Below are 25,644 nucleotides of genomic sequence, written 5' to 3' on the forward strand. Positions count from 1 at the left end.
CAGACATGTTATTGAGATGCAACAAGGCGGCGCACAAGAAGCCTTTTACATGATGAAATCAGCTCCATCAATTGGTCACTCTCGCTTGAGCAAAGTGAATGAATCGGCCTTTCAGAATGATATGATCACCCGCCTACAGGATAAAGGCTGGCTGCTCGGCAGTGGCGACCAGTACGACCGGAAAACGGCGTTGTATACCAGCGATGTACTGGATTTTGTGAAGAACACCCAGCCGAAGGAATGGCAGAAATTCTGCAAAAGTTTTCCGGTGGATTCGGAGCAGCATTTTATCAGCCATCTGGTGAACCAGCTAAAGAAAGCCGATGCCAATGCCATTGATAAGGAGCTACGCAGTTTTGGCACCCTGGGCGTGTTGCGTCATGGGTTGAAGATTCGCAACGCCCGATTCTCCTTGTGCCAGTTTATGCCGGAACACAGTTTGAATCCGGATACGCTGGCTCGTTACAAAGAAAACCGTTGTCGTGTGGTGCCAGAGCTGGTGTATTCACCTTATGCTACAGCAGAACATCTGGCAGAAACCGGCAAACAAGCAAAGAAATGGCGCATTGATCTGGTGTTGTTTGTGAACGGTCTGCCCGTGGCAACACTGGAGCTGAAATCGGAATTCAAACAGGCCACTGAAAACGCCAAGCGGCAATATCAAAAGACCCGCCTGCCCAAAGACCCGGAAACCGGCAAGCCGGAACCGCTGCTGACCTTTAAACGCGGTGCGCTGGTGCATTTTGCCGTGAGTCAGTACGAAGTGTATATGGCGACCAAACTGGCGGGCAGCGATACCTTCTTCCTGCCGTTTAACAAAGGCACGGCAGAAGGCGGTGCAGGGAATGATGTTCCTGACGATCAAAACGAGTATGCAACAGAGTACCTGTGGAACGAGGTGCTGCTGCCCGATAACCTGCTGAACATTATCGGTCGGTTTGTGCATTTGCAGATCGAAGAAAAGGAAGACTGGGAAGGCCGCAAGTCGAAAAAGGAAACCCTGATCTTTCCCCGTTATCACCAGTGGGATGTCGTGACCAAGCTGATCGACGCAGCAAAGATGGAAGGCACGGGCAACAAGTATCTGGTGCAGCACAGTGCCGGTTCCGGTAAATCCAACTCCATTGCCTGGACCGCCCATCAGCTTTCCACCCTGTACGATGGCGAAGGCAACAAGCAGTTCCATTCGGTGATTGTGATTACCGACCGAACTGTGCTGGACGACCAGCTTCAGGACACCATCTACCAGTTTGAACACGCCGACGGTGTGGTGGGGCGCATCAACAATAAGGAAGGCGACGGCTCCAAGTCGGAGAAGCTGGCATCGGCCCTTGAGAGTGCTCAGCCGATTATCATCGTCACCATTCAAACCTTCCCTTATGTGCTGGCGGCTATTGAGAACAGCACCAGTCTGAAAGAACGCCGTTACGCCGTGATTGCCGACGAAGCCCATTCATCACAAACCGGCTCTACCGCCCGTAAGCTGAAAGAAGTGTTGATGGTGGACTCGGATGACGTTGACGAAGATAAGCCGCTGTCGTCTGAAGATGTGCTGGATGCGGCTCTTTCTCGAACGAGTGCCGCTCGAAGAGGCAGCAGCAACCTGAACTACTATGCGTTCACGGCAACACCCAAAGAGAAGACCGTGCAATTGTTTGGTCGTCTGCCCAACCCGAATGAACCCGCTTCTAAAAAGAATAAACCTGAAGCCTTCCATATCTATTCCATGCGTCAGGCCATTGAGGAAGGGTTTATTCTCGATGTGCTGAAAAACTACACCAACTACAAAGTGGCGTATCAACTGGCACAGAAGATCGAAGCCGCTGACGAAGAGGTAGACAGCAAGAAAGCCAAAGTAAAACTGAACCGCTGGGTGCGGCTCCACGAGCACAATATTTCCCAGAAAGTCAGAGTCATCGTCGAACACTTTAAAGAACACGTGATGGGGCTACTGGGTGGTCAGGCTAAGGCGATGGTGGTCACCAGTTCCCGTAAGGAAGCGGTGCGTTACAAGTTGGCGTTTGATAAATATCTCAGCGAACACACTTCTCATAAAAAGGAGAGTTCTATCGCTGTGATGATTGCCTTCTCTGGCGAAGTAGAGTTCCACAAAAATGATCCGGACAGTCTCGCACTGCTAGACCAGACGTTTACCGAGAAGGGCATGAACCCGAACCTGAAAGGTCGGGATATGCGCAAAGCCTTCGACACCGACGACTATCAGATCATGCTGGTCGCCAACAAATTCCAGACCGGCTTTGACCAGCCCAAACTCTGCGCTATGTATGTGGACAAACCGTTGGGCGGTGTAGAATGTGTGCAAACCCTGTCCCGCCTGAACCGACAGTACCCCGGCAAGGCGGAGTGCGGCACCTTTGTGCTGGACTTCGTGAATGAGCCGGAAGACATTCTGGAGTCGTTCCAGCCGTACTACCAGACCGCAGAACTGGCGGATGTATCCGACCCCGACAAGGTGTTTGACCTGTACGAAAAACTCCGTGCCAGCGGTATTTTCACCTGGAACGAAGTGGAGCGGTTCTGCGAAGCCTTTCTTGCCAAAAGCAAAAGCAATGCGGCAGTGAGCAATATCGTTAAGCCTGCGGTCAATCGCTGGCAAACACGCTACAGTTCCGCCATTGCCGCCTATGTGCAGGCAAAGGAAATGTTCGAGCGCACCAAGAAAACGAAGGATGCAGTGCTGATCGCCAATGCCGAGAACAGCTTCAAAGAATGCAAGCAGGAAAAAGACCGGCTGGAAATCTTCAAGAAGGATTTAGGCACGTTTACCCGCTTCTACGAGTTCATGTCACAGATAGTGGACTACGACGACCGGGAGCTGGAAAAACTCAGCCTGTACACCCGTTATCTGCGCCCGCTGCTACGAGAGAAAGTCATCGAAGAAGACGACATTGATCTGGATAACGTGGTGATGAGCCATTATCGGTTGTCGAAGATTCGTCAGCAGGACATTGAACTGAAGGAAGACGCTGAAGGGTATGAACTGGAACCCGGCGACGGTGGCGGTACAGCCAAACCGAAGGACAAGAAGGAAGAGTTCCTGTCGCAGATTGTCGCGCGGTTGAATGAACTGTTTATCACCGACGAGTTGAGCGATGGCGACCTGATCAACTACGCCTATACGGTGCGAGACAAGCTGACCGAGAACGACACTGTAATGAAGCAGATCGAAAACAACACGGCGGAACAGGCTCTGCTGGGCGACTTCCCGCAGGCGATTGACGATGCGGTCATGGACAGCAATGAAGCGCATCAGGAAATGATGATGCAGTACCTCTCTAACCCGGAAGTGGCAAGAGGGTTTGCTCGGGTTGTGTTTGATATGTTGAAAGGGTGATGAGCAGAGATTGCTCCGTGCAGAGTTCATTTTGCCCTCTGTACGGAGCACTTTACTCGGGGAATCAATATCCCTTAGCGGAGAATCTGGCTACGCATCCAGTTACCCTGATATCAACAGATGCGAAGCGAGCATTCAGCTCATTATGAAGCGTATCCAGATCATCCTGAGTATTATTAAAAATGCCCTTGCGATTGTATATTCCCATCAAGCAGCTGGCAGCTAAATTTCGCTTCACACCCCCTTGTAGAATCGTAGAGCCGAATACTGTGCCATTCGTGTTTAACAGCGGCAGAATATGGTCAAAAACGATTGCCTTGGTTTGCAAATTTCCTGGCAAACAATGAAGTACATAATTCAGGCTGATTGAGTCAAATGTTTCTGAATGTTTATCGAATGGTTTTAACAGGTCATGAACTTGTGTTTTTGGGCGGTAACGTCGTAAACGTTCACTGGCATAGCCGAGAGCGCCCTGATTCAGATCAACAAGCTTTAAGTGTGGAGTCTTGGAGGGGAAGTGGCAGTGATCAGGAAAGTATCCAGTACCCACTCCCAATTCCAAATGGTTGCTGGAAACATGCTGGTTAAACCAGTCCAGCAGGATAGGGGTCGTGCATTTCCAGATATATCGATTGGAAACCCCGAGAACGGCAATATCGTATATGTTCAGGACTCTTTTGCTGTAGACAGCTTGCCCTTTATAAATCTGATCTTCTGTTATCTTTGAATTATGTGAAGTCATATTATTTCGGTTGTATCAACAATTTTCTGATTGCCATTTGATTCAAACACAGGTAACTGGTTAAAACCATTTTGAGGATGCAAAAAAGAGTGTACTTGTTGGACACATCACACCATCTCGCTAAGTCATTGACCTGCCGTGTCCAATAAACTCATTTCCGACCAACTGGACAGCGTGTAAAGCAGGGTCTAGTTTTCCCTTTACTCAGAATAAGAAGTAGAGGAACCCGCCATGAACGGTCAGAACGTCGGATACATCCGGGTCAGCAGTGTTGACCAAAATACCGCCCGCCAACTCGATGGCATTGAGCTGGATGCCACCTTTGAAGATCATTGCAGCGGCAAAGACACTAACCGGCCTCAATTAAAAGCCTGTCTGCGCCACTTACGAAAAGGCGACCATTTGCATGTCCATTCCATAGATCGCCTTGCACGCAGCCTTAAAGACCTTCAGACGCTGGTTGAAGAACTAACCGACCAAGGTATCAGCATTCAGTTCCACAAAGAAAACCTGACGTTCTCCGGTGACAGTAACCCAATGCATAAGCTGATGTTTCAGATGATGGGAGCCTTTGCCGAATTCGAGCGCAGCATGATTCGTGAACGTCAGCGAGAAGGTATCGCCGCTGCCAGAAAGCAGGGGAAGCAGATCGGCGCAAAGCCGAAACTTACAGACGTTCAACTGGCAGAAATAGTGGAACGCCTTGATTCCGGTGAACAGAAAAAGGCCCTGGCATTAGAGTACGGAGTCAGTCGGCAGACATTGCATAACATGCTGTCAGCGGCTCCTTGAGCAACATGAACTAAATACAAGGAACAAGGTCATATCTATTGAAGCTGGTGCCAGTATAGGCCGTGGTAGGCTGCCAAGCAGTCGCCCGGAGATGCTGCTGGCACTAGCTTTTTGTTAAATCAGTACTACTTTGAATACGAAGCTTACAGTCTGGTGATATGCCTTGGAATTCCACTGAGGACAGTTGATCCAGCTGACGGTTTCCGCACACCTCTAGGCTGACGCTGACATCCCCGAAACTGGATCGGGTGATATAGCGTGTAGTCGAGGCGCACAGCCTTCGAGCTGGTGAACCACTTTGAGGAATTGAACCTCAATCAGTCGAACCAGACGAAGGCTTTCTTAATTTGCAAAGTACTAATCTGCACGAGTGGAACTACCAGCATGAAATGCAGTCTTAGTATAAGCAGGCAGTATCAGTGTAGAACGTGGCAGGTTGCTTTGCTTCCGCCCGGACATGCCTCTGGTACTGCTTGCTCTTCCCGACTCACTGCTTTGAATATCCGAACACGAAGCTGATCTATCGACAGGTATGTATGCTTTTTCTGAACCCAAATTGCCCCTTTTTTATAGTGGTTCAGTTATTCGTTGAATAACGCTCACTAAACAACGAAACAAGACTCCGTGAAATAGTGGAAGTAAGTTTTTTCCAAGCCATTATTTTCCCTTTTTTATAGTGGTGTAATTACTCTCAATCAAGAAGAAACATTCTGCCCAAATTACTGCCCGTAAGATTTAACAAAGTCCATTATTCTCATAATTTATAATATGTTACTGATGTTATGCAGTTCATTAACAGCAACGGGCTTACGTGGCAGCGGCAGTTTGGGGAGGCTTACAATCACACGACACCCACACCCAGTTCATTCAGGCTGTCCCTGAATGCCTTCTCTTTGTTTTCCGGTATAACAATCTGCAGCTTTCCTAAGCACTGGCACCACTTCGACAACACTTTATCATTCATAATCAGATCGACGATTTCCTTACTCTTACAAGTCATAATCAGCGCATGGCTCTGAAGTTTGACACCTTCCCGGTTTGCTTCAGCCTGCTTCAGTAAGCCTTCACAATCTTCCGGTAAAAAAGGCTGGCTCTCTCTGTCGATCAGGAACGTTTTCAACTCTTCAACGCTGCCACCTACCTGTGTGGCTTCCATGATTTTTTTCCGTGATAACTTCCAGTCAGTTTCTTTGCTTTTCCCGGCGTAAAGCGATAAAAACTGCTGTTCCCAAGGCTCGGGTTTGCTGTCAAAAACAATGCGTCCCTGACGATGAATGCTCAAGCTGGTTGCTTTTCTTTCAGGGCTCTTTGACTCATAACTATCCGTCAAACCCAATACATAACTTCCCAAAGGGGTCAGCCTGAAAAAGCGTAATCCATCGTAACGACTGAGGCACTCCATATCACCAAAGTCGTCGTAATACACGCCCTCCTCATTGGGAGCAGCCATCACCACATCCACAAGCCCGAGAGTCGCCGCATACTCCACTAAAAAGCAACGCAAATAAAGGGCTTCCAACTGATCCCATGCCGCATTGTAAAACTCACCCCAATCAGAATTATAAATGTAGAGATAGTGAGACTCTGTCGTAATTTCGAGTTCGGAACCTGTTAGAAACAGGTATTTGGAGAAATCGCTAAAGTTGATCCACTTTCCCTGAGGGCAATCCTTCAGATAGCCAATGATATCCTCCCTTCTGTTGACGACATCCGTAAAGTAACGCTTTCCTTTGCCGGTCTGCCCTTTGATGTTATTGATGCGATTAAACTCATCAAACTTTCGATTACTGACCCATTGATCCCAGATGTCTTTTATATTTTCAGAAAAATGGCTGCTGGTTTTCTTTGCCTGAACCAGTGTCGCTTTTGATTGCTTGGTGAACTTACTGTTGCCCATCATTCTAAGCCACCCAAAGGAAGCAATATACTGCATACCTTTGGCTTCACGGCAAGACTCATCGTCGTAATACTCATGAACCTCTTTGGTCACTTTCTTTAATGTTGCCAATGACGCAACACCCGTTTTATCACTGACCTTGATCTGCTTATTCTGAAGCAACATCAGCAACGAATGAAATTCCGACTGGGCAACTTGTTCACGCTCAAACACCTGATATCCGTCAGGCAGAGTTTCAGGCAACGTATCGACAGGTAACGCATCTACCTCCGGCTCATCAATAAACCGCTTCAAAACAGCCTGCAATTCATCAGGAATTTTCACCGAAGAAGAATCGTATCGGTCTACAGAATAAAAAAACACCGAAAGCGGCTTGGCAATCCCCGGACCGTAATAAAACATTCCATATCGTTCATCATCTTCAGGGAAATCACCATACTTAGCCTCGAAACGCCCCCTCTCAACCAGCCCTTTGTAGTTAAACACAGATTCTTTAACAAGCGACTTTTCCAGTTCAGAAAGGTTCTGAAAATAAGGCTTTACAAGAGCCTCATCAGACAACCCTTCTGCCATAGCTTCCGTCAGCCATGCTTTACGAACCTGCTTTGGCTTCACTCCAAAATACGTTACATAGCATTTTTTAAGCGTTTCGACGGTTTCTGTTTCCAAGGCTGTTTGCAATGAAGACATTCAATACTCCCACTGATTCAGTAATACTGATTCTCTGTACCCAACAGCCGTTGGAGTGTAAACGATTATTCACTCTCTACCAGCATTCAAACACCACCCCCTTTCCTGTAACCTAGCCCCCAATACCCACATTCAAAGCAGTCCGCACCACCAGCAGCCGGACGCAAGCATTACCGGTCACCAACATGCCAAACACCCAAACCAACCTAGCCGCCTTCATCTGGTCCGTCGCCGACCTCCTGCGGGGCGATTTCAAACAATCCCAATACGGACGCATCATCCTGCCGTTCACCCTCCTGCGCCGTCTGGAATGTGTACTGGAGCCAACCAAGGAAGCCGTCGTCGCCCAGCACGAAAAAGTAAAAACCATGAACCTGCCGGAAGACGGCATGGAAAAAATGCTGCTGCGAGCTTCAAAGTTGTCGTTCTTCAATACCTCCCCCATGAACCTGTCGAAGATGGGTCAGGGTGATATCAAAGACAACCTTGAAAACTACGTTCAGTCCTTCTCCCGTGATGCCCGTGAAATCTTTGAACACTTCAAGTTCGATGAATTTGTCGGCATCCTGAACGAAGCCAACCTGTTGTATAAGGTGGTTCAGAAGTTCACCAACATCGACCTGAGTCCCCAAACGCCCACTAATCCAAAAGGCATCAGCAACCACGACATGGGGCTTGTATTTGAAGAACTGATCCGCCGCTTTGCCGAATCCTCCAACGAAACCGCCGGTGAACACTTTACCCCACGGGATATTGTCGAACTCACCACCTCGCTGGTGTTTATGGAAGACGACGATGCCCTGAACAAAGAAGGCATTATCCGCACCATCTACGACCCCACCGCTGGCACAGGCGGCTTTCTGTCGTCCGGTATAGAATATGTGTACGAACACAACAAAGACGCAGTAATTCGAGCCTTTGGCCAGGAACTGAACCCGGAATCCTACGCCATCTGTAAAGCCGATATGCTGATCAAGGGGCAGGATGTCAGCCGCATCAAACTGGGCAACACTCTGTCGAACGATCACCTCGGCGGCGACCGGTTTGACTACATGCTGTCTAACCCGCCGTTCGGGGTGGACTGGAAGAAGATCGAAGGCACCATTAAAGATGAACACACCCTCAAAGGTTACGACGGTCGCTTCGGTCCCGGCCTGCCAAGAGTGTCCGACGGTTCGCTGCTGTTCCTGATGCACCTGATCAGCAAATTCCGTGATGTCACTCCTGATAATCAAAACCCCAGCCGCATCGGCATTATCCTCAACGGCTCGCCGCTGTTTACCGGCAGTGCAGGCAGTGGTGAAAGCGAGATTCGCCGTTATATTCTCGAATCCGATCTGCTCGAAGCCATTGTCGCCCTGCCCACGGATATGTTTTACAACACCGGCATCGCCACCTATGTGTGGGTGTTGACCAATAAAAAGTCCGACGAGCGCAAAGGCAAGGTGCAATTGATTAACGGCGTGAACCTGTGCGGCAAGATGCGTAAGTCCCTTGGCTCCAAGCGCAATATTATGAGCAAGGAAGACCGGGCGATGATTACCCGTTGCTTTGGCGAATTTACTGCGACCGCTACGGATTACCCTGAAGGGCATAAAGGCGGAAGTGCTGGCAATGCAGGAGCAATTGCCAGTGAAGCATCGGAAGACAACTTCGCATCCAAAATCTTCGACAGCCATGAATTCGGCTACCGTCGTATTACCGTGGAACGTCCACTGCGCTTATCGGTGGATATAACGATTGAAGCATTGCGATCACTGAAATTTGCACCTAAGCCATACAACAATGTCATGCGGTGGATGTACCATGAATTTCGCACCAACTTTGACGCCATTTTTGATCAGGGGTATGAAGACAGCAGCCCGGCAAAGTTAGATGCCTTGTGGCAAGACAACGAAGAAGTTATTCGCAGCAAAATCAAAAAAGAGTTTAAAGAACTAAAAGAAAAACAGATCAAAGAAGTCCTGAGTCATAAAATTTGGATTTTCCATCATTTTCTAGCTGTCAAAGGGGCGATGATTGCAGGAAATCTGGAACAACTTCAATGGAATGACTTCAACGAGTTTGATGCAACACTGAAAGACCTGCTCAAAGGGTTTGGCATGAAGCTGGATGCCAAGGAGCGTAAGCAGTTTCTTGATGCCGTTACATTGAAAAACCCCGAAGCCGAGCCCGTCATCAAAAAGATACTGAAGGAAGAAGCCCAGCCACTGTACGGCGCATTCGAATACTCTGGCTCTGTCAAAGAATATCAGGGCAAAGTCGTCGAATTCCAGACCGATGGCGACCTGCGGGACAACGAGAACATTCCCCTTGATCCGTCCGTGACCACCCGTGAACTGATCGAAACCTGCTTCAACCGTGAAGTGGCTCCCCATGTACCCGATGCCTGGATCAATGCCGACAAGTGCGATGCCCGGGATGGCGAGATGGGTATTGTGGGTTACGAGATTCCCTTTAACCGACACTTCTATGTGTACCAGCCGCCCCGTGCGCTGGAAGCCATTGATGCCGATCTGGATGCGGTGAGTGCTAGAATCATGAACCTGTTGAAAGAGGTTCATTCATGAGCAAGCCAAAAAACAACATTAACCTGAGCCTGAATAACGAATACAAAAGCTGGCTGAAAAACCTTAAACAGAAAGTGCTGTCAACTCAACTCAAAGCAGCCGTTCAGGTGAACTCTACCCTGCTGAATTTTTACTGGGAACTGGGAGAAGACATTGTTCGGCGGCAGGCTCAAGCAAATTGGGGGGATGGTTTTTTAAAGCAGCTTAATAAGGATTTAAGCAGCGAATTCCCTGATATTAAAGGCTTTTCCCTCAGCAACATCAAATACATCCGTCAGTGGCACCTGTTCTACCGAGATGAGGTTGAAAAAAGCCAACAGCTTGTTGGCCAATTAACGTCGATTCCCTGGGGACATAACCTGAAGATAATCAGCAAGTGCCAAACAACGGCTGAAGCTCTGTATTACGTGGGCAAAACCATAGAACATGGCTGGAGCCGAAACGTCCTAACTCACCAGATTGAAAATGGACTCTGGCAGCGGAAGGGGCAAGCGCCCAACAACTTCAATGCAACGCTGCCTGCCGTCCAGTCCGACCTTGCACAGCAAACCCTGAAAGACCCCTATATGTTTGACTTTCTTGCCCTCACTGATAACTACACAGAGCGAGAGCTGGAACAGGGATTGATTAAGCATATCACTCAGTTTCTGCTGGAACTGGGATCAGGTTTTGCCTACATGGGCAAGCAGTTTCATATACAAGTAGGACAACGGGATTTTTATATCGATCTGCTGTTTTACCATACTCATCTTCATTGCCATGTAGTGATTGACTTAAAGGCTGTGGACTTTGAACCGGAGCACGCAGGTAAGCTGAACTTCTACATTAAAGCCGTAGACGAACAACTACGAAAAGAAGGGGATGCGCCCACTATCGGCATTCTGCTGTGCAAGAACAAGGACAAACTCGTGGCGGAATACGCCCTCAGTGATATTCAAAAGCCTATTGGTGTTTCGGAATACCAACTGACCGAATCACTGCCGGAAAATCTGCAATCGCAACTGCCCAGCATTGAAGAAATTGAACAGGGACTGGGAGGTGAGTGGTGAATCGAGTTGTGAGTGAGAGCAGGTACAATGCCTATCCGGAATATAAGGAATCTGGGGTTGATGATTTCCCACAAATTCCATTGCATTGGGTTGTGGGTCGTGTGAAATTTGTTACTGATAATTTGGATAAATTCCGAATACCTTTAAGCTCTGAAGAACGTGGAAAAAGGCAGGGCAAATATCCTTATTACGGTGCCTCTGGAGTCATTGATTATGTTGATGATTATATTTTTGAGGGCGAAACCATCTTGTATGGTGAGGATGGGGCAAACCTTCTTGCACGCTCAACACCGTTAGCATTTCTAGCTGACGGAAAATATTGGGTGAATAACCACGCTCATATATTAAAAGCGAAAGACCGAATAAATCGCTATTGGGCAAGGTCTTTGAACAATATTGATATTGCTCCTCTCGTAAGTGGATCAGCACAACCAAAACTGACGGCTGAAGCGTTGGGAAATTTGCCTGTGGTTTATCCACCAACTGAATCAGAACGGATTAAAATTACCAACTTCCTCGACCACGAAACCGCCAAAATCGACACCCTGATCGAAGAGCAGCAATCCCTGATCCGGTTGTTGAAAGAAAAACGACAGGCGTTGATCAGTCATGCCGTCACCAAAGGGCTGAACCCAAATGCACCGATGAAGGATTCCGGTGTGGAGTGGCTTGGGGAAGTGCCGGAGCATTGGAGGGTCACTAAGCTTGGTCAATTGGCATTCATGCAGGAAGGACCTGGATTAAGAACATGGCAATTCAAAGATGATGGCACAAGAGTAATCTGCGTCACGAATATTACGGAAGATGGGATTAATTTTTCCAAGTTAGAAAAGTTCATCTCAACAGATGAATATAAAGAAAGTTATCAACACTTTACTGTGAATAAAGGCGACATATTGCTCTCAAGCTCTGGTAATTCATGGGGAAAGGTTGCGACGTATGAAGGTAGTGAAAAAGTCATACTCAATACAAGTACGATTCGCTTAAACGAATTGCAGCATAAGCCATTGGTGCTGGACTACATACAGCTCTTTTTGCAATCAGAAGCTTGCCGAGAACAATTAGGCGTAGCTATGACGGGTTCATGCCAGCCCAACTTTGGTCCTACTCACCTTAAAGAAGCAAAAACACCAATCCCTCCAGAAGATGAACAGGTTGAAATTAGTCGCTTTATTGCAGCTCAAAAACAACAGTTCAACCAACCAATAGAAGCATGTGAGCAAGCTGTAGAGTTTATGCAAGAACGCCGCACCGCCCTGATCTCCGCCGCCGTCACCGGCAAAATCGACGTCCGTGACTGGCAACCAGCAAAACAAAAAGAACACCCCGCAGAGGCCACCGCATGAGCAAAACACCCGATTCATCGAAACAGCCAGACAACCTGTTCGGCGAAATCAAAGACCTGATTCGGTCCGCCAAACAGCGTGCTGCCGTGGCAATCAATGCCGAGCTGACCCTGCTTTACTGGCAGGTGGGGCAACGTATCAACGTTGAAGTACTGAAAGGCGAGCGAGCCGATTATGGCAAGCAAATTATCACCGATCTGGCTAAAAAGCTGACAGCGACTTTTGGCAGGGGCTGGAGCAACAAACAGCTCCATCATTGCCTCCGCTTTGCGGAGACTTTTGCCGACCTTGAGATTGTCTCCGCAGTGCGGAGACAATTGAGCTGGACCCATATTAAAGCACTGATCTACATCGAAGATAACTTGAAAAGGGAATTCTATTACCTGATGGCTGCCCAAGAAGGCTGGTCAACCCGAACCCTGCAAAATCGCATGGGCAGTTTGATGTACGAGCGCACAATGCTGTCCAGAAAGCCGGAAACAACCATAGAACACGATCTGAACCAATTGCGGGAAAAAGGCAAAATCAATGAAAGCTTTGTACTGAAGGAGCCTTATCTGCTTGACTTCCTCGATTTAAATGACACCTTTTTGGAAAAAGACCTTGAAGACGCCATCCTGCGGGAAATGCAACAATTCTTGCTGGAAATGGGTATGGGATTTACTTTTGTTGCCCGCCAGCACCGAGTGCTGATTGATGATGACGACTTCTATATTGATCTGCTCTTCTATAACAGAGACCTTAACCGCTTGGTGGCTATTGAGCTGAAAAAAGATAATTTTAAGGCCGAATACAAAGGTCAGATGGAGCTGTATCTGCGTTGGCTTGATAAATACGATCGACGACCCGGCGAAGAATCGCCTATTGGCATCATACTTTGTGCAGGAAAAAAGCAAGAACAAATTGAGTTATTGGGACTGCATGACAGTGATATCCATATTGCAGACTACCTCACCAAGATGCCATCCAAAGCGCTATTGGAAGAACGCTTCCAACAAGCCGTTCACAACGCCCGAAAACGCATTGACAATAAAACCAAGTAACAGACTCCTTGAATTGTCTCCGCACTGTGGAGACAAATTCAGCAAACCGTGACTACACAACCGGAAAAGTCCCAATTTGATACCGATCAGTTCCATTTAAGGACTGATTCACCAACATTGAAGTAAATGCTATGGACAGTACCACCGAATCCATCTTTCAAAACGACATGATCGCCCGCCTGCAAGCCAAAGGCTGGTTGCTCGGCAGTGGCGACCAGTACGACCGGGAAACGGCGTTGTATACCCGCGATGTACTGGATTTTGTGAAGAACACCCAGCCGAAGGAATGGCAGAAATTCTGCAAAAGTTTTCCGGTGGATTCGGCGACCGAACCGTGCTGGACGACCAGCTTCAGGACACCATCTACCAGTTTGAATACGCCGACGGTGTGGTGGGGCGCATCAACAATAAAGAAGGCGACGGCTCCAAGTCGGAGAAGCTGGCATCGGCTCTGGAAAGCGCACAGCCGATTATTATCGTCACCATTCAAACCTTCCCCTTATGTGCTGGCCGCCATCGAAAACAGCACCAGCCTGAAAGAACGGCGTTACGCTGTGATTGCCGACGAAGCCCATTCATCACAAACCGGCTCCACCGCCCGTAAATTGAAAGAAGTGTTGATGGTGGATGCTTCGGATAAGAGTGCGGAAGACGGGGATGAAGATAAACCGCTGTCGTCTGAAGATGTGCTGGATGCGGCTCTTTCCCGAACGAGTGCCGCTCGCAAAGGCAGCAGCAACCTGAACTACTATGCATTCACGGCAACACCCAAAGAGAAGACACTACAACTGTTTGGTCGTCTGCCCAACCCGAATGAACCCGCCTCCGACAAAAATCTTCCGGAAGCGTTTCATGTGTACTCCATGCGTCAGGCCATTGAGGAAGGGGTTCATTCTCGATGTGCTGAAAAACTACACCAACTACAAAGTGGCGTATCAACTGGCACAGAAGATCGAAGCCGCCGACGAAGAGGTAGACAGCAAGAAAGCCAAAGTAAAACTGAACCGCTGGGTGCGGCTCCACGAGCACAATATTTCCCAGAAGGTCCGGGTCATCGTCGAGCACTTTAAAGAGCACGTGATGGGGCTGCTGGGCGGTCAGGCGAAGGCGATGGTAGTCACCAGTTCCCGCAAGGAAGCGGTGCGTTACAAGTTGGCGTTTGATAAATATCTCAGCGAACACACTTCTCATAAAAAAGAGAGTTCTATCGCTGTGATGATTGCCTTTTCCGGTGAAGTGGAATTTCACAAAAATGATCCAGACAGTCTCGCACTGCTAGACCAGACGTTTACCGAGAAGGGCATGAACCCGAACCTGAAAGGTCGGGATATGCGAAAAGCCTTCGACACCGATGACTACCAGATTATGCTGGTCGCCAACAAATTCCAGACCGGCTTTGACCAGCCCAAACTCTGCGCCATGTATGTGGACAAACCGTTGGGCGGTGTTGAATGTGTGCAAACCCTCTCCCGCCTGAACCGACAGTACCCCGGCAAGGCGGAGTGCGGCACCTTTGTGCTGGACTTCGTGAATGAGCCGGAAGAAATACTTGAGGCGTTCCAGCCGTACTACCAGACCGCAGAACTGGCGGATGTATCCGACCCCGACAAGGTGTTTGACCTGTACGAAAAACTCCGTGCCAGCGGTATCTTCACCTGGAACGAAGTAGAGCGTTTCTGCGAAGCCTTCCTTGCCAAGAGCAAAAGTAATGCGGCAGTGAGCAATATCGTTAAGCCTGCGGTCAATCGCTGGCAGACACGCTACAGTTCCGCCATTGCCGCCTATGTTCAGGCAAAGGAAATGTTCGAGCGCACCAAGAAGACAAAGGATGCAGTGCTGATTGCCAATGCCGAGAACAGCTTCAAAGAGTGCAAGCAGGAAAAAGACCGGCTGGAAATCTTCAAGAAGGATTTAGGCACGTTTACCCGCTTCTACGAGTTCATGTCCCAGATTGTGGACTACGATGATCGGGAGCTGGAAAAACTCAGTCTGTTCGCTCGTTATCTGCGTCCCTTGTTACGGGAAGGGCTGCGGGAAAAGGTCATCGAAGAAGACGACATTGATCTGGATAACGTGGTGATGAGCCATTATCGGTTGTCGAAGATTCGTCAGCAGGACATTGAACTGAAGGAAGACGCTGAAGGCTATGAACTGGAACCCGGCGATGGTGGCGGCACAGCCAAACCGAAGGACAAGAAGGAAGAGTTCCTGTCGCAGATTGTCGCACGGTTGAATCAGCTGTTTATCACCGACGAGTTGAGTGATGGCGATCTGATCAACTACGCCTATACGGTGCGAGACAAGCTCACCGAGAACGACACCGTAATGAAGCAGATCGAAAACAACACAGCGGAACAGGCTCTGCTGGGCGACTTCCCGCAGGCGATTGACGATGCGGTCATGGACAGTAATGAAGCACATCAGGAAATGATGATGCAGTACCTCTCTAACCCGGAAGTGGCAAGAGGGTTTGCACGGGTTGTGTTTGATATGTTGAAAGGGTGATGTATGCCAGTTAAGGCGAGTAGTAAAAGTCTGGCTGATACCGTTGTTGTACTCGATTTTGAAACCACCGGCTTGTCGCCTGATATGGGCGACCGGGCCATCGAGATTGGTGCCGTACTGATTGAGAATGGGCGTATTACCGACCGATTCCAGCAGTTGATGAACCCCGGCATCCGGATTAATTCGTTTATCCAGAGCTACACGGGCATTTCCAATGCAATGGTGAAAAACGCCGGATCATGCGAAGCGGTCATAAAGGAGTTTGGCGAGTTTATCGGTCATCACAATTTAGTAGCTCACAACGCCTCGTTCGATAAGAAATTTCTGGATGCTGAAATGGATAGGGCAGACACTCGCTACGGTGGTGCGTTTGCCTGTTCCATGCTGATTGCCAGACGACTCTATCAGAATGCGCCGAACCATAAGCTGGGCACACTGGTTAAATACAACAACCTGCCAACAGAAGGCGTTTACCACCGGGCATTGGCCGATGCGGAAATGACTGCCCACCTTTGGCTGAGAATGCTGGATGATCTTGATAGCCAGTTTTCGATTCAGGAAGTGCCGTTTTCGCTGATGAAGAAGTTGTCACGAACGGCAAAGGCTTCTGTGGGTACGATGTTGAAGAAGCAGGCGATGGTCGCTGTTTGATTGGAAAGGCGGAACAGCCTCCGCGTTTCGCTTTCCTGACTTCATACCTATTGATTAAAAGGGTCTGCTCACATCCGAGCAGACCTGAAAGCCTGCCATCTTACAGGTTATTAAGCCTTTACTGCTGCATTTCCTTGATCAACAATCCTATCCCTGTCGCCAGTTCTTTAACTGCCTTTGGCGCATAACTGATTTCCATCCAGCGTGTATTTTTGTTGGGGAACAGAACCCAGCATCGCTGCTCCGATCTGGAGCATTCCGATCGCAGTGAGTAACCAACGCCGTACACTTTCAGTGTATTGTTTTCCAGAACCATTTTGTCGGCTTCCAGGGTTTTTCGGGTCACCACCAGATCGCCGGCCTGATTGGCTTTAACGGAAAAATGCAATGTAGGCTGCTCATTACGGGCTGCTTCATCATAAATGGCATTTGCACGCAAAAGAGAGTTCAGATAAGCCTGTAGCTCCTGACCGGATACCTGTTTATCAGAGTCGTCTATCATCATTCGTACAAATGAACTGGGCTTACCTTCAGGTTTTAAAACGGCTGCTGCCCAGAGTGACGGAGAAAGCAACGAAGAAAGCAGCGCAGAAAAAAGAAAGAATAGAAAAAGAAATACTGATTTATTCATAGCAACCGATAGAAAGAGTTTGTTATTACTCTTCTATCGGTCATGGATAGAACGTCTTAATGATTGCTATGATCCGGCGTCACCCTGATCACTTCTGCAACAGTTGTCAGCCCTGAAGCTACTTTTTGTGCGCCGGATAACCTGAGGCTATACATACCTTCTTTGGCAGCCTGACGCCTGAACTGATGAATATCAGCGTCTTGATTCAACAACTTACTCAGAGAGTCGGACATGGGCATGATTTCATACAGACCGGCCCGACCATGATAACCCGTGTCCCGGCATTCCTGACAACCCGACGGGCTGAACACTTCGCCCGGTTGTGGCGCTGACCAGGGTTTGGTCAGTGATTGCCAGTCCGCTTTCTCAATCGCAACCGGCTGTTTGCAGGCAGGGCACAAAGTACGCACCAACCTCTGTGCCATCACACCCAGAAGCGTTGCCTTGATAAGGTAAGACGGCACGCCCAGTTCCATCAAACGGGTAACGGCTGAAGGGGCATCGTTGGTGTGCAGGGTGGAAATCACCAGATGGCCTGTCAGCGCAGCCTGAACTGCCATCTCAGCGGTTTCCAGATCACGAATCTCACCCACCATGATAATATCCGGGTCCTGTCGTAAAAGCGCTCTCAAGCCACTGGCAAAGGTCAGATCAATATTGTGCTGTACCTGCATCTGGTTAAAGCTGGCCTCTACCATTTCAATCGGGTCTTCAATGGTACAAACATTGACCTTCTCGGTAGCAAGCTTTTTCAAGGTTGAGTAAAGCGTGGTGGTTTTACCCGAACCCGTTGGGCCAGTCACCAGCACAATACCACTGGTCTGGCTGGTCATTTCTTTCCAGCGGCGCTCATCTTCTCTGGAAAAACCGAGATCACCAAACCTTTTGACCAGTACTTCCGGATCAAAAATCCGCATGACCAGTTTTTCGCCAAATGCCGTGGGCAACGTTGAAAGACGCAACTCTACTTCGTTGCCATCAAGGTTAACGGTTTTCAGTCGCCCATCCTGAGGCTTTCGTTTTTCCGCAACGTTCATCCGGCCCAGTATTTTTATGCGACTGGTCACAGCTGCGGCCACTTTCGCAGGCATTTGATAAATGGAGTGCAACACGCCATCAATCCGGAAGCGCAAATGGCACTGATCTCTGCGGGGTTCAACATGAATATCACTGGCTCGCTGCTCAAAAGCGTACTGCAACAACCAGTCCACAATATTGACGATATGCTGATCATTGGCATCCGGGGACTTCATATTCCCCAGTTCCAGCATTTGCTCAAAACTGTTCAGGTTGGTTGACTGCACCCCATCGTTTTCAATCGCCCCCTGAACGGACTGGGCAATACGATAGAACTCGGTGGTAAAACGCCGAATATCCGCCGGGTTGGCAATCACACGGCGAATGTTTTTGCGATTGACATGCTGAAGGTTGTCTTCCCAGCCGCTGTACCATGGATGGGCAGAAGCAATAACCACTTCATTTTCATTGACATCCACAGCCAGAATTTCATGTCGAAGCGCATAAGCTCGCGACATCACCGGCGTGATTGCCGAAGCATCGATTTTCAACGGATCAATGGCAAAATAATCCTGTCCCGACAGGGCTGCCAACCACTGTATTAACCATTCCAGATCCAGCTTCTTGCCGGGCTCACTGGCATTGTCCAGATCCAGAGAAGCAATGTATTCGAGCGGGTGCAGCTTCAGTTGCTCAGCAGAGCGGTGTTTAGACAACACTCTGTCGGCATCGCCTTGCGATAAATGCATGGAACGCAAAAGATCCGATACCGCAGTAGCCAGATCCAGTCGCTGATGACGATGCTTAAAGGCAGCGATAGAGGCTTGAGAAGGCTTGAAGGTGGTATTATTCACGCCAGTCACGACAATTCCCTGTTGTTACTGCTTTTTATTGTAGTTGCCGTTATTCTCTCCTATTCAACGAAGCCTGTCTGCACCCGGAATAATTAAAGCGTTACGCTATAGTTCAAATAGTAATAATAATTTTAAACAGGACTCAACAATGTCTTCCGAGCCAAACAGTCATGAGCGAGAAAACGACGAAAGCCTCTCACCAATGACTGAAACCCTGCAAACCGACTCCGAAGGCATGATAGAAAATGAACCGCCCAAACCCGTCGTCAAACCTCAGACTGCCTCAGGAAAACGACTAAAAGGCAAAGGGTTGAGTCGTTTTAAGGTCAGTCAGAGCCGAACAGATAAAGGCCCGTCCATTGCTAACCACGATGCCTCCGATGATAAACCTGCTGATGCAGACTAGCCCACTGTCAATCTCGCATTAAAAGCAGTTCAAAGCCCCGTTCAGCCTTGCTTTTATCTGATGGCGTCAAATCAACATCCTGTCCCAACTCATCGGCAATCTGTTGCAGAACGGCTTCATCACCATCTATTAATTCAAGCTCCAGTTCACAAATCAGGGAACGGGCATCACCACTTTTAACCAGCCCCTGATCCAGAGCCGCCTCAACCTTTGTCCCGTTGTAATCCACCAGCCACAGAGTTCGATCGAAATCAGTGGCAAACAGCGGTTGTAACTGTTCGGCAGAAATAGTCTGCAAAGACTCCGGCCAGACCTTTGAAAGTCTGGAAAAATCCAGCTGATTACCAGAAATACTCCATTCCCACTCACCGCGCCGCGTGAGGCCGTTAATGCTTTCACCCTTTGTTTTAAGGGTTTGAAAATACACACCATTTTTTTCACGAATACGCAGTGCGACTTTCGCCTGATTCAGAGCCCGATCCGCCGTATCGTAATAGACATTGCCGAGGTGAAAAGTTTTTGGCCCTTCAACCGCGAACTTTTTCCAGAACGGATGGGTCTTAAGCTGCGGAACAGAGTTTTCAGACAATGACAATTTTAACTCGGTTTCAAAACTCATAAGAAAGCTCAACGCTTCAATAAAACAGAATTGCGGAGTTTACGTGATATCAACCGGAACGGAAGACGCTCATGCGGTTCTGTGCAGAATTGGCACAGTACTCCTATAATCTTCCGTTCAGTCAACCGGATTCGCCGTTATGCCAAGCAACTTACTGTCCAGTGTATTTGGCCGGTCACCCATAGGCCCTATACAGAAACACATATCCAAGGCTCATGAATGTGCCATGGAACTGGAACCGTTTTTTATTGCGGCGTTCGATGGCGACTGGAAAAAGGCTGAATCCATCCAGCAGAAAATTGTGCAACTGGAACACGAAGCGGACGACATGAAAAGGAGTGTCAGGCTTTCTCTGCCTAATAGTCTGTTTCTGCCCGTTCCCCGCACCGACCTGCTGGAAATTGTTACGGTACAGGACAAAGTTGCCAACCGCGCCAAGGATATCGCCGGTATTGTGCTGGGACGTCATATGGTCATCCCCCCTGAAATCCGGACTGCTTTTTTGAACTACCTGCAACGTTCTATCGCCACTTCTGCCCAGGCGGTTCGAGCCATGGATGAACTGGATGAACTGGTTGAAACCGGCTTCAAGGGAAGAGAAGTCAACCTCGTAGAACAGCTAATCGAAGAGCTGGACCGAATAGAAAGTGAAACTGATGAGCATCAAGTTGAAGTGCGAAAAATACTGTTCAAACTGGAAAAAGACCTGCCCCCCGTGGACGTCATCTTCACCTACAAAATCATCGACTGGGTTGGAGACCTTGCAGACCGAGCCTCTCGCGTGGGCAGTCATCTCCAGTTACTCCTCGCCCGCTAACTGAAATCACCAACCGGAAGCACATCCATGAGCATTATCGCAGAATATGGCACGATACTGCTGGCACTGGCCTGCCTGTTTGGTTTCTTCATGGCCTGGGGGGTTGGAGCTAACGACGTTGCCAATGCAATGGGCACTTCGGTAGGTTCCAAAGCCTTAACCATCAAACAGGCTATCTGCATTGCCATCCTGTTGGAGTTTGCCGGAGCCTATCTGGCAGGAGGGTCCGTCACCGACACCATACGCAAAGGGATCATTGATCCCAACATATCGTTATTGGTCGAGAACCCGCACCTGCTGGTTTACGGGATGATGGCCGCTCTTCTGGCAGCAGGTACCTGGCTATTGGTCGCCACCCATTACGGCTGGCCCGTATCAACAACACATTCCATTATCGGTGCCATTGTCGGCTTTGCTGCCGTTGGTATTTCAACCGAGGCTGTCAACTGGAGCAAAGTCTCTTCCATTGTTGCCAGCTGGGTCGTATCACCCGTCATGTCGGGCACACTGGCGTTTATGATCTTCATGAGCGTCCAGAAGCTGATTCTTGATACCGACAACCCTTTCAAAAACGCCAAGCGTTATGTCCCCATCTATATGTTCCTGGTCGGCTTCATGATGTCGATGGTGACACTGGTGAAAGGACTGAAGCATATTGGCTTACCACTGGATTATACCCAGAGCATTCTGCTTGCCATTGCCATTGGTCTGCTGGTGATGATCGCTGGTAAAATCTCGCTGACCAAAATCAAGGAAGACGTTCAGGCTGATAAGGAATTCCACTTCTCCAGTGTTGAGAAAGTGTTTGGCGTTATGATGATTTTCACCGCCTGCTCCATGGCGTTTGCCCACGGTTCCAACGATGTGGCTAACGCCGTCGGGCCATTGGCAGCCATTGCCAGCATTATTGGCAGTGGTGGTGAAATATCGGGCCGGGCCGGCATGCCAAGCTGGGTGTTGTTATTGGGCGCTGCGGGTATTGTTGTCGGGCTTGCTACCTATGGTTATCGAGTTATGGCCACCATAGGTACCCATATTACCGAGCTGACCCCCAGCCGTGGTTTTGCCGCAGAGCTGGCAGCAGCTTCTACCGTGGTACTGGCCTCAGGCACCGGTTTGCCGGTGTCTACCACTCACACACTGGTCGGTGCCGTTCTGGGTGTTGGTCTGGCCCGGGGTATTGGTGCTCTGAACCTGAGGGTGATTGGCACCATATTCATGTCCTGGCTGATTACTCTGCCAGCCGGCGCTTTCCTCGCCATTGTCTATTATCACTGCCTGCATTTTATCTTTGGCTGATCATTTAATTAACAACAGGTGCCGGCAGGCTCTCTATCGTCGCACCCGGAGGCGCAATCAAAAGGACCATAATGAACTTTCCGGGTGCCCTGGATCGTGAAGTGTGTCCCTAACCGGGTGTCTTGCAGCATGGCGGCCGTATTGCCGCACACCCTTTCAGGCTTGCCCGTTATAAAACGATGATGGTCATCCAGTTGAAAACTGTGTGGATACCCGGATACAGTTCCTTTGTAGGCCGCGATCTGGCCGTAGTCTTCACAAATATCTTCAAGGTTATCCAGTTTAAACGCCCGTATTGTCATGGAGTAAAATGCAATACCGCCTATTTTCGCTTCTATCTCGGGATTGTTAATGGTTACAGGCGCTTTGGATAACAACCGGTAGTCAGAGCAACCCAGTTCATTTAAAAGACGCCTGAAGTCTTCAATATACAGAGCCCCGCTCAGGCACTCGCCAAGAAGAACGGGGTCGTCCTTTAGTGACTCAGGTATACGCTGACCGGAAAAGACATCTGAAAAGAGCAATTCCCCTCCCGGCTTAAGAACCCGAAAAATTTCTTTAAAAACCTCTCTTTTATAGGGCGAAAGATTGATGACACAGTTTGAAACAACCACATCAACCGACTCGCTCTCGATCCCCAGGCATTGCAATTTTTCAATATAACCTGACCTGAACTCAACATTAGGTGCCTGTTGAAAGCCCAGTTTCTCCATCATTGAGGGCAGATAGCGCCTGGCGACAGACAGCTGTTCATCGGTCATATCAATACCGATGACCAAGCCATTTTTACCCACCAGCCCGGAAAGAATATAAGTATCCCTGCCGGTGCCACAACCAAGATCAAGCACGGTACACCCGTCCAGAGACGCTGGAATGGGCGAGCCGCAGCCGTAAAAGCGGTCAGTAATTTCCTGGTCTATAAGCTTCAGAATGTCCCGGGCAGGCAAAGGCATTGTGTTGGGCTCAGAACAGCAGGCATTGGTTTTAAGATCCCCGGTTCCGGAAAGAACACGACCATAATACTCTTTGAGAGCTTCGTGATTATGGGACATATTTTTCATCTGTGTTCACCTTTACCTTCCGCGCTTTTAAGCAACGGTTCAATAATGCCCGTGAAAAACAGGGCAGCCAGAATTCCGCCCATGACCGGACCTGCGATGTAGACGGAGATGAAACCATAATGATGGTCGGGAAATGCTGCGTCCTTCCAGCCACAAAGCATGGCCAGAAGACGAGGCGATAAATCCCTTGCCGGATTAAGCCCTGACTGGGTCAAGGGGGCGATAATTGAAATGATGGCCGTCAGGGTCAAACCGATAAAAAAGGGTGCCATGGTTTGATCTGGCCGCCCGACGTTACACCCATCGGTTAAAGCAAGAATCATAAAAACAAGTACAAAAGTACCAATAATCTCCGCAAAAAACGCGTTGCCGGTGGAAACCAACGCATTTTTTCCCGCAAGAGGGTTTGGGTAATACTCACCAAATATCATGCCACTGGTGACAGATGATTCTGTTCCGCGAATAATGCCATGGAGAGACTCATACTCAATTATGGAACTGGAAAAAAGCAGATAGACAAGAACAGCTGCGACAAAAGCACCGGCAAACTGTGCAATAAGGTAACAGGGCAGCTTGGTTGCAGGCATTCGCCGACAGATTACCATAGCAATACTGACAGCAGGGTTGAGGTGAGCGCAGGAGAGTTTTCTTGTGGCGTAGATGGCCAGCATCACGGCTATACCCCACACCATAGCCACTTGAAAAAGCCCCGTAAGAGCAGAAAACAGAACCGTTACAGCCACTGAACCGCAGCCAAACAAAACAAGGATCAACGTTCCGACAAACTCTCCGACAAACTCTCCGACATAGCTTTTCAAATAAATCATCCGGGGGTTCCCTAAAACAAGGCTTGCCTGAGAAGAAAGCGACTGGAAAAGTCCGAACATTCAAAACCGACCTGAACAAACCACGACCAAGTTTAGTCCAGAATATCTCACTGACCATGGCTTATTAATACTCCGACAGCCTGATATGATGAACGAGTTGCCAAAGTCGTTAACTCCAGCATCAAGGCGACCCGAAACCGGTACCAGAATATGTCAGATAACATTCAGCCTGATCTGCGATCAGCCCTTTCACGTCTCATTCAACTGCCTTCCGTCAGCTCTACCCAGCCAACACTCGACATGGGCAATTTACCGGTTATCCACGAACTGGCCAGTTGGTTCGAGAGCATGGGGTTTCACTGTGAAATCATGCCGGTTCCGGAACATACGGAAAAAGCCAATCTTATTGCCACACTGGGGCAGGGGTCCGGCGGTCTGGTTCTGGCAGGTCACACCGATACCGTGCCCTTCAACGAGCAACTCTGGCAAACGGATCCGTTCAGACTGGTTGAAAAAAACAACCGGTTCTATGGCCTTGGCAGTTGCGATATGAAAGGTTTCTTTCCGCTGATTATGGAAGCCGCCAGAGAGTTTCAGGAAGGCGATCTGAAAGCTCCCCTGATCATTTTAGCCACTGCCGATGAAGAATCTTCCATGTCCGGCGCCAGAGCACTCGCTACCGCTGGCCGCCCTAAAGCCCGTTATGCTGTTATTGGCGAACCTACTGGTCTGACCCCGATTTACATGCACAAAGGCATTATGATGGAGCGAATCCGGGTTATTGGTCAGTCGGGGCATTCCAGCAATCCGGCACTGGGAAAAAATGCCATGGAGACGACTCACAAAGTGATCTCTGAAATCATGGCATTCCGGTCAGAGCTGGCTGAACACTACAACAACCCGGGATTCTCAATCCCTTCTCCCACCATCAACCTTGGCTGTATCCATGGTGGCGACAACCCTAACCGTATCTGCGGCCAGTGTGAGCTGGATTTTGATGTTCGCCTATTGCCCGGCATGAACAGCGATGAAATCCGCCTGAAGCTCAACAACCGGTTGCAGCCCATTGCCCGTGCCGATGGCGTGAAACTGACACTGGAACCCATTCAAGCCTGTATTGACCCATTTTCAGGAATGGCTGACTCGGAACTGGTCAAAACCTGTGAAGCTTTAACCGGATATAAAGCCCAGTCTGCCGTATTCACAACCGAGGCACCTTTTTTCAGCCAGATGGGAATGGACACCGTGGTTCTGGGCCCCGGTGATATTGATCAGGCGCATCAACCGGATGAGTTTCTTGCTCTGGATCGGATCGAGCCAACAATCCGTTTGCTAAAAGCCCTGATCAGGCAGTATTGTCTCTAGGAGCCTGTCGGACTTACCACTGACCTACTGCGAAAAAGCCCGACAGGCTCTCAGGCGCAATCGCTGGCTGCACGAAGCAACCAGCGAATTAACGAAGAATCATAAATA

20 protein-coding genes are annotated in these 25,644 nt (G+C 49.0%); 13 read left to right on the forward strand and 7 right to left on the reverse strand.

What is annotated here, in order from left to right:
- Positions 1-49: 49 nt before the first annotated feature.
- Complete coding sequence (locus EZMO1_RS22935; protein WP_244886718.1) at positions 50-3,355, forward strand: type I restriction endonuclease subunit R; 3,306 nt, start codon at positions 50-52, stop codon at positions 3,353-3,355.
- 64 nt (positions 3,356-3,419) lie between these two features.
- On the opposite strand, the gene EZMO1_RS22940 is transcribed toward EZMO1_RS22935, so the two are convergent.
- The gene (locus EZMO1_RS22940) at positions 3,420-4,097 is read right to left on the reverse strand and encodes a class I SAM-dependent methyltransferase (RefSeq protein WP_034877956.1); all 678 of its coding nucleotides are present in this window, start codon (positions 4,095-4,097) and stop codon (positions 3,420-3,422) included.
- 231 nt (positions 4,098-4,328) lie between these two features.
- Here EZMO1_RS22940 and EZMO1_RS22945 point away from each other — a divergent pair, with 231 nt between their 5' ends.
- A complete protein-coding gene (locus EZMO1_RS22945; protein ID WP_034877955.1) occupies positions 4,329-4,889 on the forward strand; it encodes a recombinase family protein in 561 nt (186 codons plus the stop codon).
- A gap of 841 nt (positions 4,890-5,730) precedes the next feature.
- Here the strand turns inward: EZMO1_RS22945 and EZMO1_RS22950 are convergent.
- A complete protein-coding gene (locus EZMO1_RS22950; protein WP_034877954.1) occupies positions 5,731-7,476 on the reverse strand; it encodes a hypothetical protein in 1,746 nt (581 codons plus the stop codon).
- Positions 7,477-7,661: 185 nt separating this feature from the next.
- On the opposite strand from EZMO1_RS22950, the gene EZMO1_RS22955 reads away from it, so the two are divergent.
- From EZMO1_RS22955 to EZMO1_RS22980, 7 genes are all read left to right on the forward strand, one after another.
- Positions 7,662-10,046 (forward strand): type I restriction-modification system subunit M, encoded by a 2,385-nt coding sequence (locus tag EZMO1_RS22955; protein ID WP_061509734.1) that lies wholly within the window; start codon positions 7,662-7,664, stop codon positions 10,044-10,046.
- Positions 10,043-11,095, forward strand: coding sequence for a PDDEXK nuclease domain-containing protein (locus tag EZMO1_RS22960; protein ID WP_187300040.1), 1,053 nt, complete (start codon positions 10,043-10,045; stop codon positions 11,093-11,095). The genes EZMO1_RS22955 and EZMO1_RS22960 overlap by 4 nt, the downstream gene beginning before the upstream one ends.
- A complete protein-coding gene (locus EZMO1_RS22965) occupies positions 11,092-12,441 on the forward strand; it encodes a restriction endonuclease subunit S (protein ID WP_160174097.1) in 1,350 nt (449 codons plus the stop codon). The genes EZMO1_RS22960 and EZMO1_RS22965 overlap by 4 nt, the downstream gene beginning before the upstream one ends.
- Entirely contained in the window at positions 12,438-13,484 is a 1,047-nt protein-coding gene (locus EZMO1_RS22970) for a PDDEXK nuclease domain-containing protein (RefSeq protein WP_034877953.1), read from the forward strand. The genes EZMO1_RS22965 and EZMO1_RS22970 overlap by 4 nt, the downstream gene beginning before the upstream one ends.
- A gap of 131 nt (positions 13,485-13,615) precedes the next feature.
- On the forward strand, positions 13,616-14,554 hold the full coding sequence (locus tag EZMO1_RS28360; RefSeq protein ID WP_413783217.1) for a hypothetical protein: 939 nt from the start codon (positions 13,616-13,618) through the stop codon (positions 14,552-14,554).
- 40 nt (positions 14,555-14,594) lie between these two features.
- Complete coding sequence (locus tag EZMO1_RS22975; RefSeq protein ID WP_420809950.1) at positions 14,595-15,989, forward strand: type I restriction enzyme subunit R domain-containing protein; 1,395 nt, start codon at positions 14,595-14,597, stop codon at positions 15,987-15,989.
- Between the two features lie 3 nt (positions 15,990-15,992).
- Entirely contained in the window at positions 15,993-16,640 is a 648-nt protein-coding gene (locus EZMO1_RS22980) for a 3'-5' exonuclease (protein ID WP_034877952.1), read from the forward strand.
- A 118-nt stretch (positions 16,641-16,758) separates the two neighbouring features.
- On the opposite strand, the gene EZMO1_RS22985 is transcribed toward EZMO1_RS22980, so the two are convergent.
- Positions 16,759-17,145, reverse strand: coding sequence for a hypothetical protein (locus EZMO1_RS22985; protein ID WP_034877951.1), 387 nt, complete (start codon positions 17,143-17,145; stop codon positions 16,759-16,761).
- A gap of 182 nt (positions 17,146-17,327) precedes the next feature.
- The gene (tfpB, locus tag EZMO1_RS22990) at positions 17,328-19,037 is read right to left on the reverse strand and encodes a type IV pilus assembly ATPase TfpB (protein WP_082212315.1); all 1,710 of its coding nucleotides are present in this window, start codon (positions 19,035-19,037) and stop codon (positions 17,328-17,330) included.
- Between the two features lie 253 nt (positions 19,038-19,290).
- Here tfpB and EZMO1_RS22995 point away from each other — a divergent pair, with 253 nt between their 5' ends.
- Positions 19,291-19,548: a hypothetical protein gene (locus tag EZMO1_RS22995; RefSeq protein ID WP_034877950.1), complete on the forward strand. Its 258-nt coding sequence runs from the start codon at positions 19,291-19,293 to the stop codon at positions 19,546-19,548.
- 7 nt (positions 19,549-19,555) lie between these two features.
- Here EZMO1_RS22995 and EZMO1_RS23000 read toward each other — a convergent pair whose 3' ends face one another.
- A complete protein-coding gene (locus EZMO1_RS23000) occupies positions 19,556-20,167 on the reverse strand; it encodes a CYTH domain-containing protein (RefSeq protein ID WP_051790401.1) in 612 nt (203 codons plus the stop codon).
- A gap of 139 nt (positions 20,168-20,306) precedes the next feature.
- Here EZMO1_RS23000 and EZMO1_RS23005 point away from each other — a divergent pair, with 139 nt between their 5' ends.
- Together EZMO1_RS23005 and EZMO1_RS23010 are read left to right on the forward strand one after the other, a co-directional pair.
- Positions 20,307-20,984 (forward strand): TIGR00153 family protein, encoded by a 678-nt coding sequence (locus EZMO1_RS23005; protein ID WP_034877949.1) that lies wholly within the window; start codon positions 20,307-20,309, stop codon positions 20,982-20,984.
- Between the two features lie 27 nt (positions 20,985-21,011).
- On the forward strand, positions 21,012-22,283 hold the full coding sequence (locus tag EZMO1_RS23010) for an inorganic phosphate transporter (RefSeq protein WP_034877948.1): 1,272 nt from the start codon (positions 21,012-21,014) through the stop codon (positions 22,281-22,283).
- A gap of 8 nt (positions 22,284-22,291) precedes the next feature.
- Here EZMO1_RS23010 and EZMO1_RS23015 read toward each other — a convergent pair whose 3' ends face one another.
- Both EZMO1_RS23015 and EZMO1_RS23020 read right to left on the reverse strand, forming a co-directional pair.
- Entirely contained in the window at positions 22,292-23,344 is a 1,053-nt protein-coding gene (locus tag EZMO1_RS23015) for a methyltransferase domain-containing protein (protein WP_086936439.1), read from the reverse strand.
- Positions 23,341-24,171, reverse strand: coding sequence for an MIP/aquaporin family protein (locus EZMO1_RS23020; protein ID WP_034877947.1), 831 nt, complete (start codon positions 24,169-24,171; stop codon positions 23,341-23,343). The genes EZMO1_RS23015 and EZMO1_RS23020 overlap by 4 nt, the downstream gene beginning before the upstream one ends.
- A 210-nt stretch (positions 24,172-24,381) precedes the next feature.
- On the opposite strand from EZMO1_RS23020, the gene argE reads away from it, so the two are divergent.
- Positions 24,382-25,536, forward strand: coding sequence for an acetylornithine deacetylase (argE, locus tag EZMO1_RS23025; protein WP_034877946.1), 1,155 nt, complete (start codon positions 24,382-24,384; stop codon positions 25,534-25,536).
- Positions 25,537-25,644 lie beyond the last annotated feature (108 nt).

Origin of the sequence: Endozoicomonas montiporae CL-33 (genome assembly GCF_001583435.1) — a bacterium.
Classification (GTDB): Bacteria; Pseudomonadota; Gammaproteobacteria; order Pseudomonadales; family Endozoicomonadaceae; genus Endozoicomonas_A; species Endozoicomonas_A montiporae.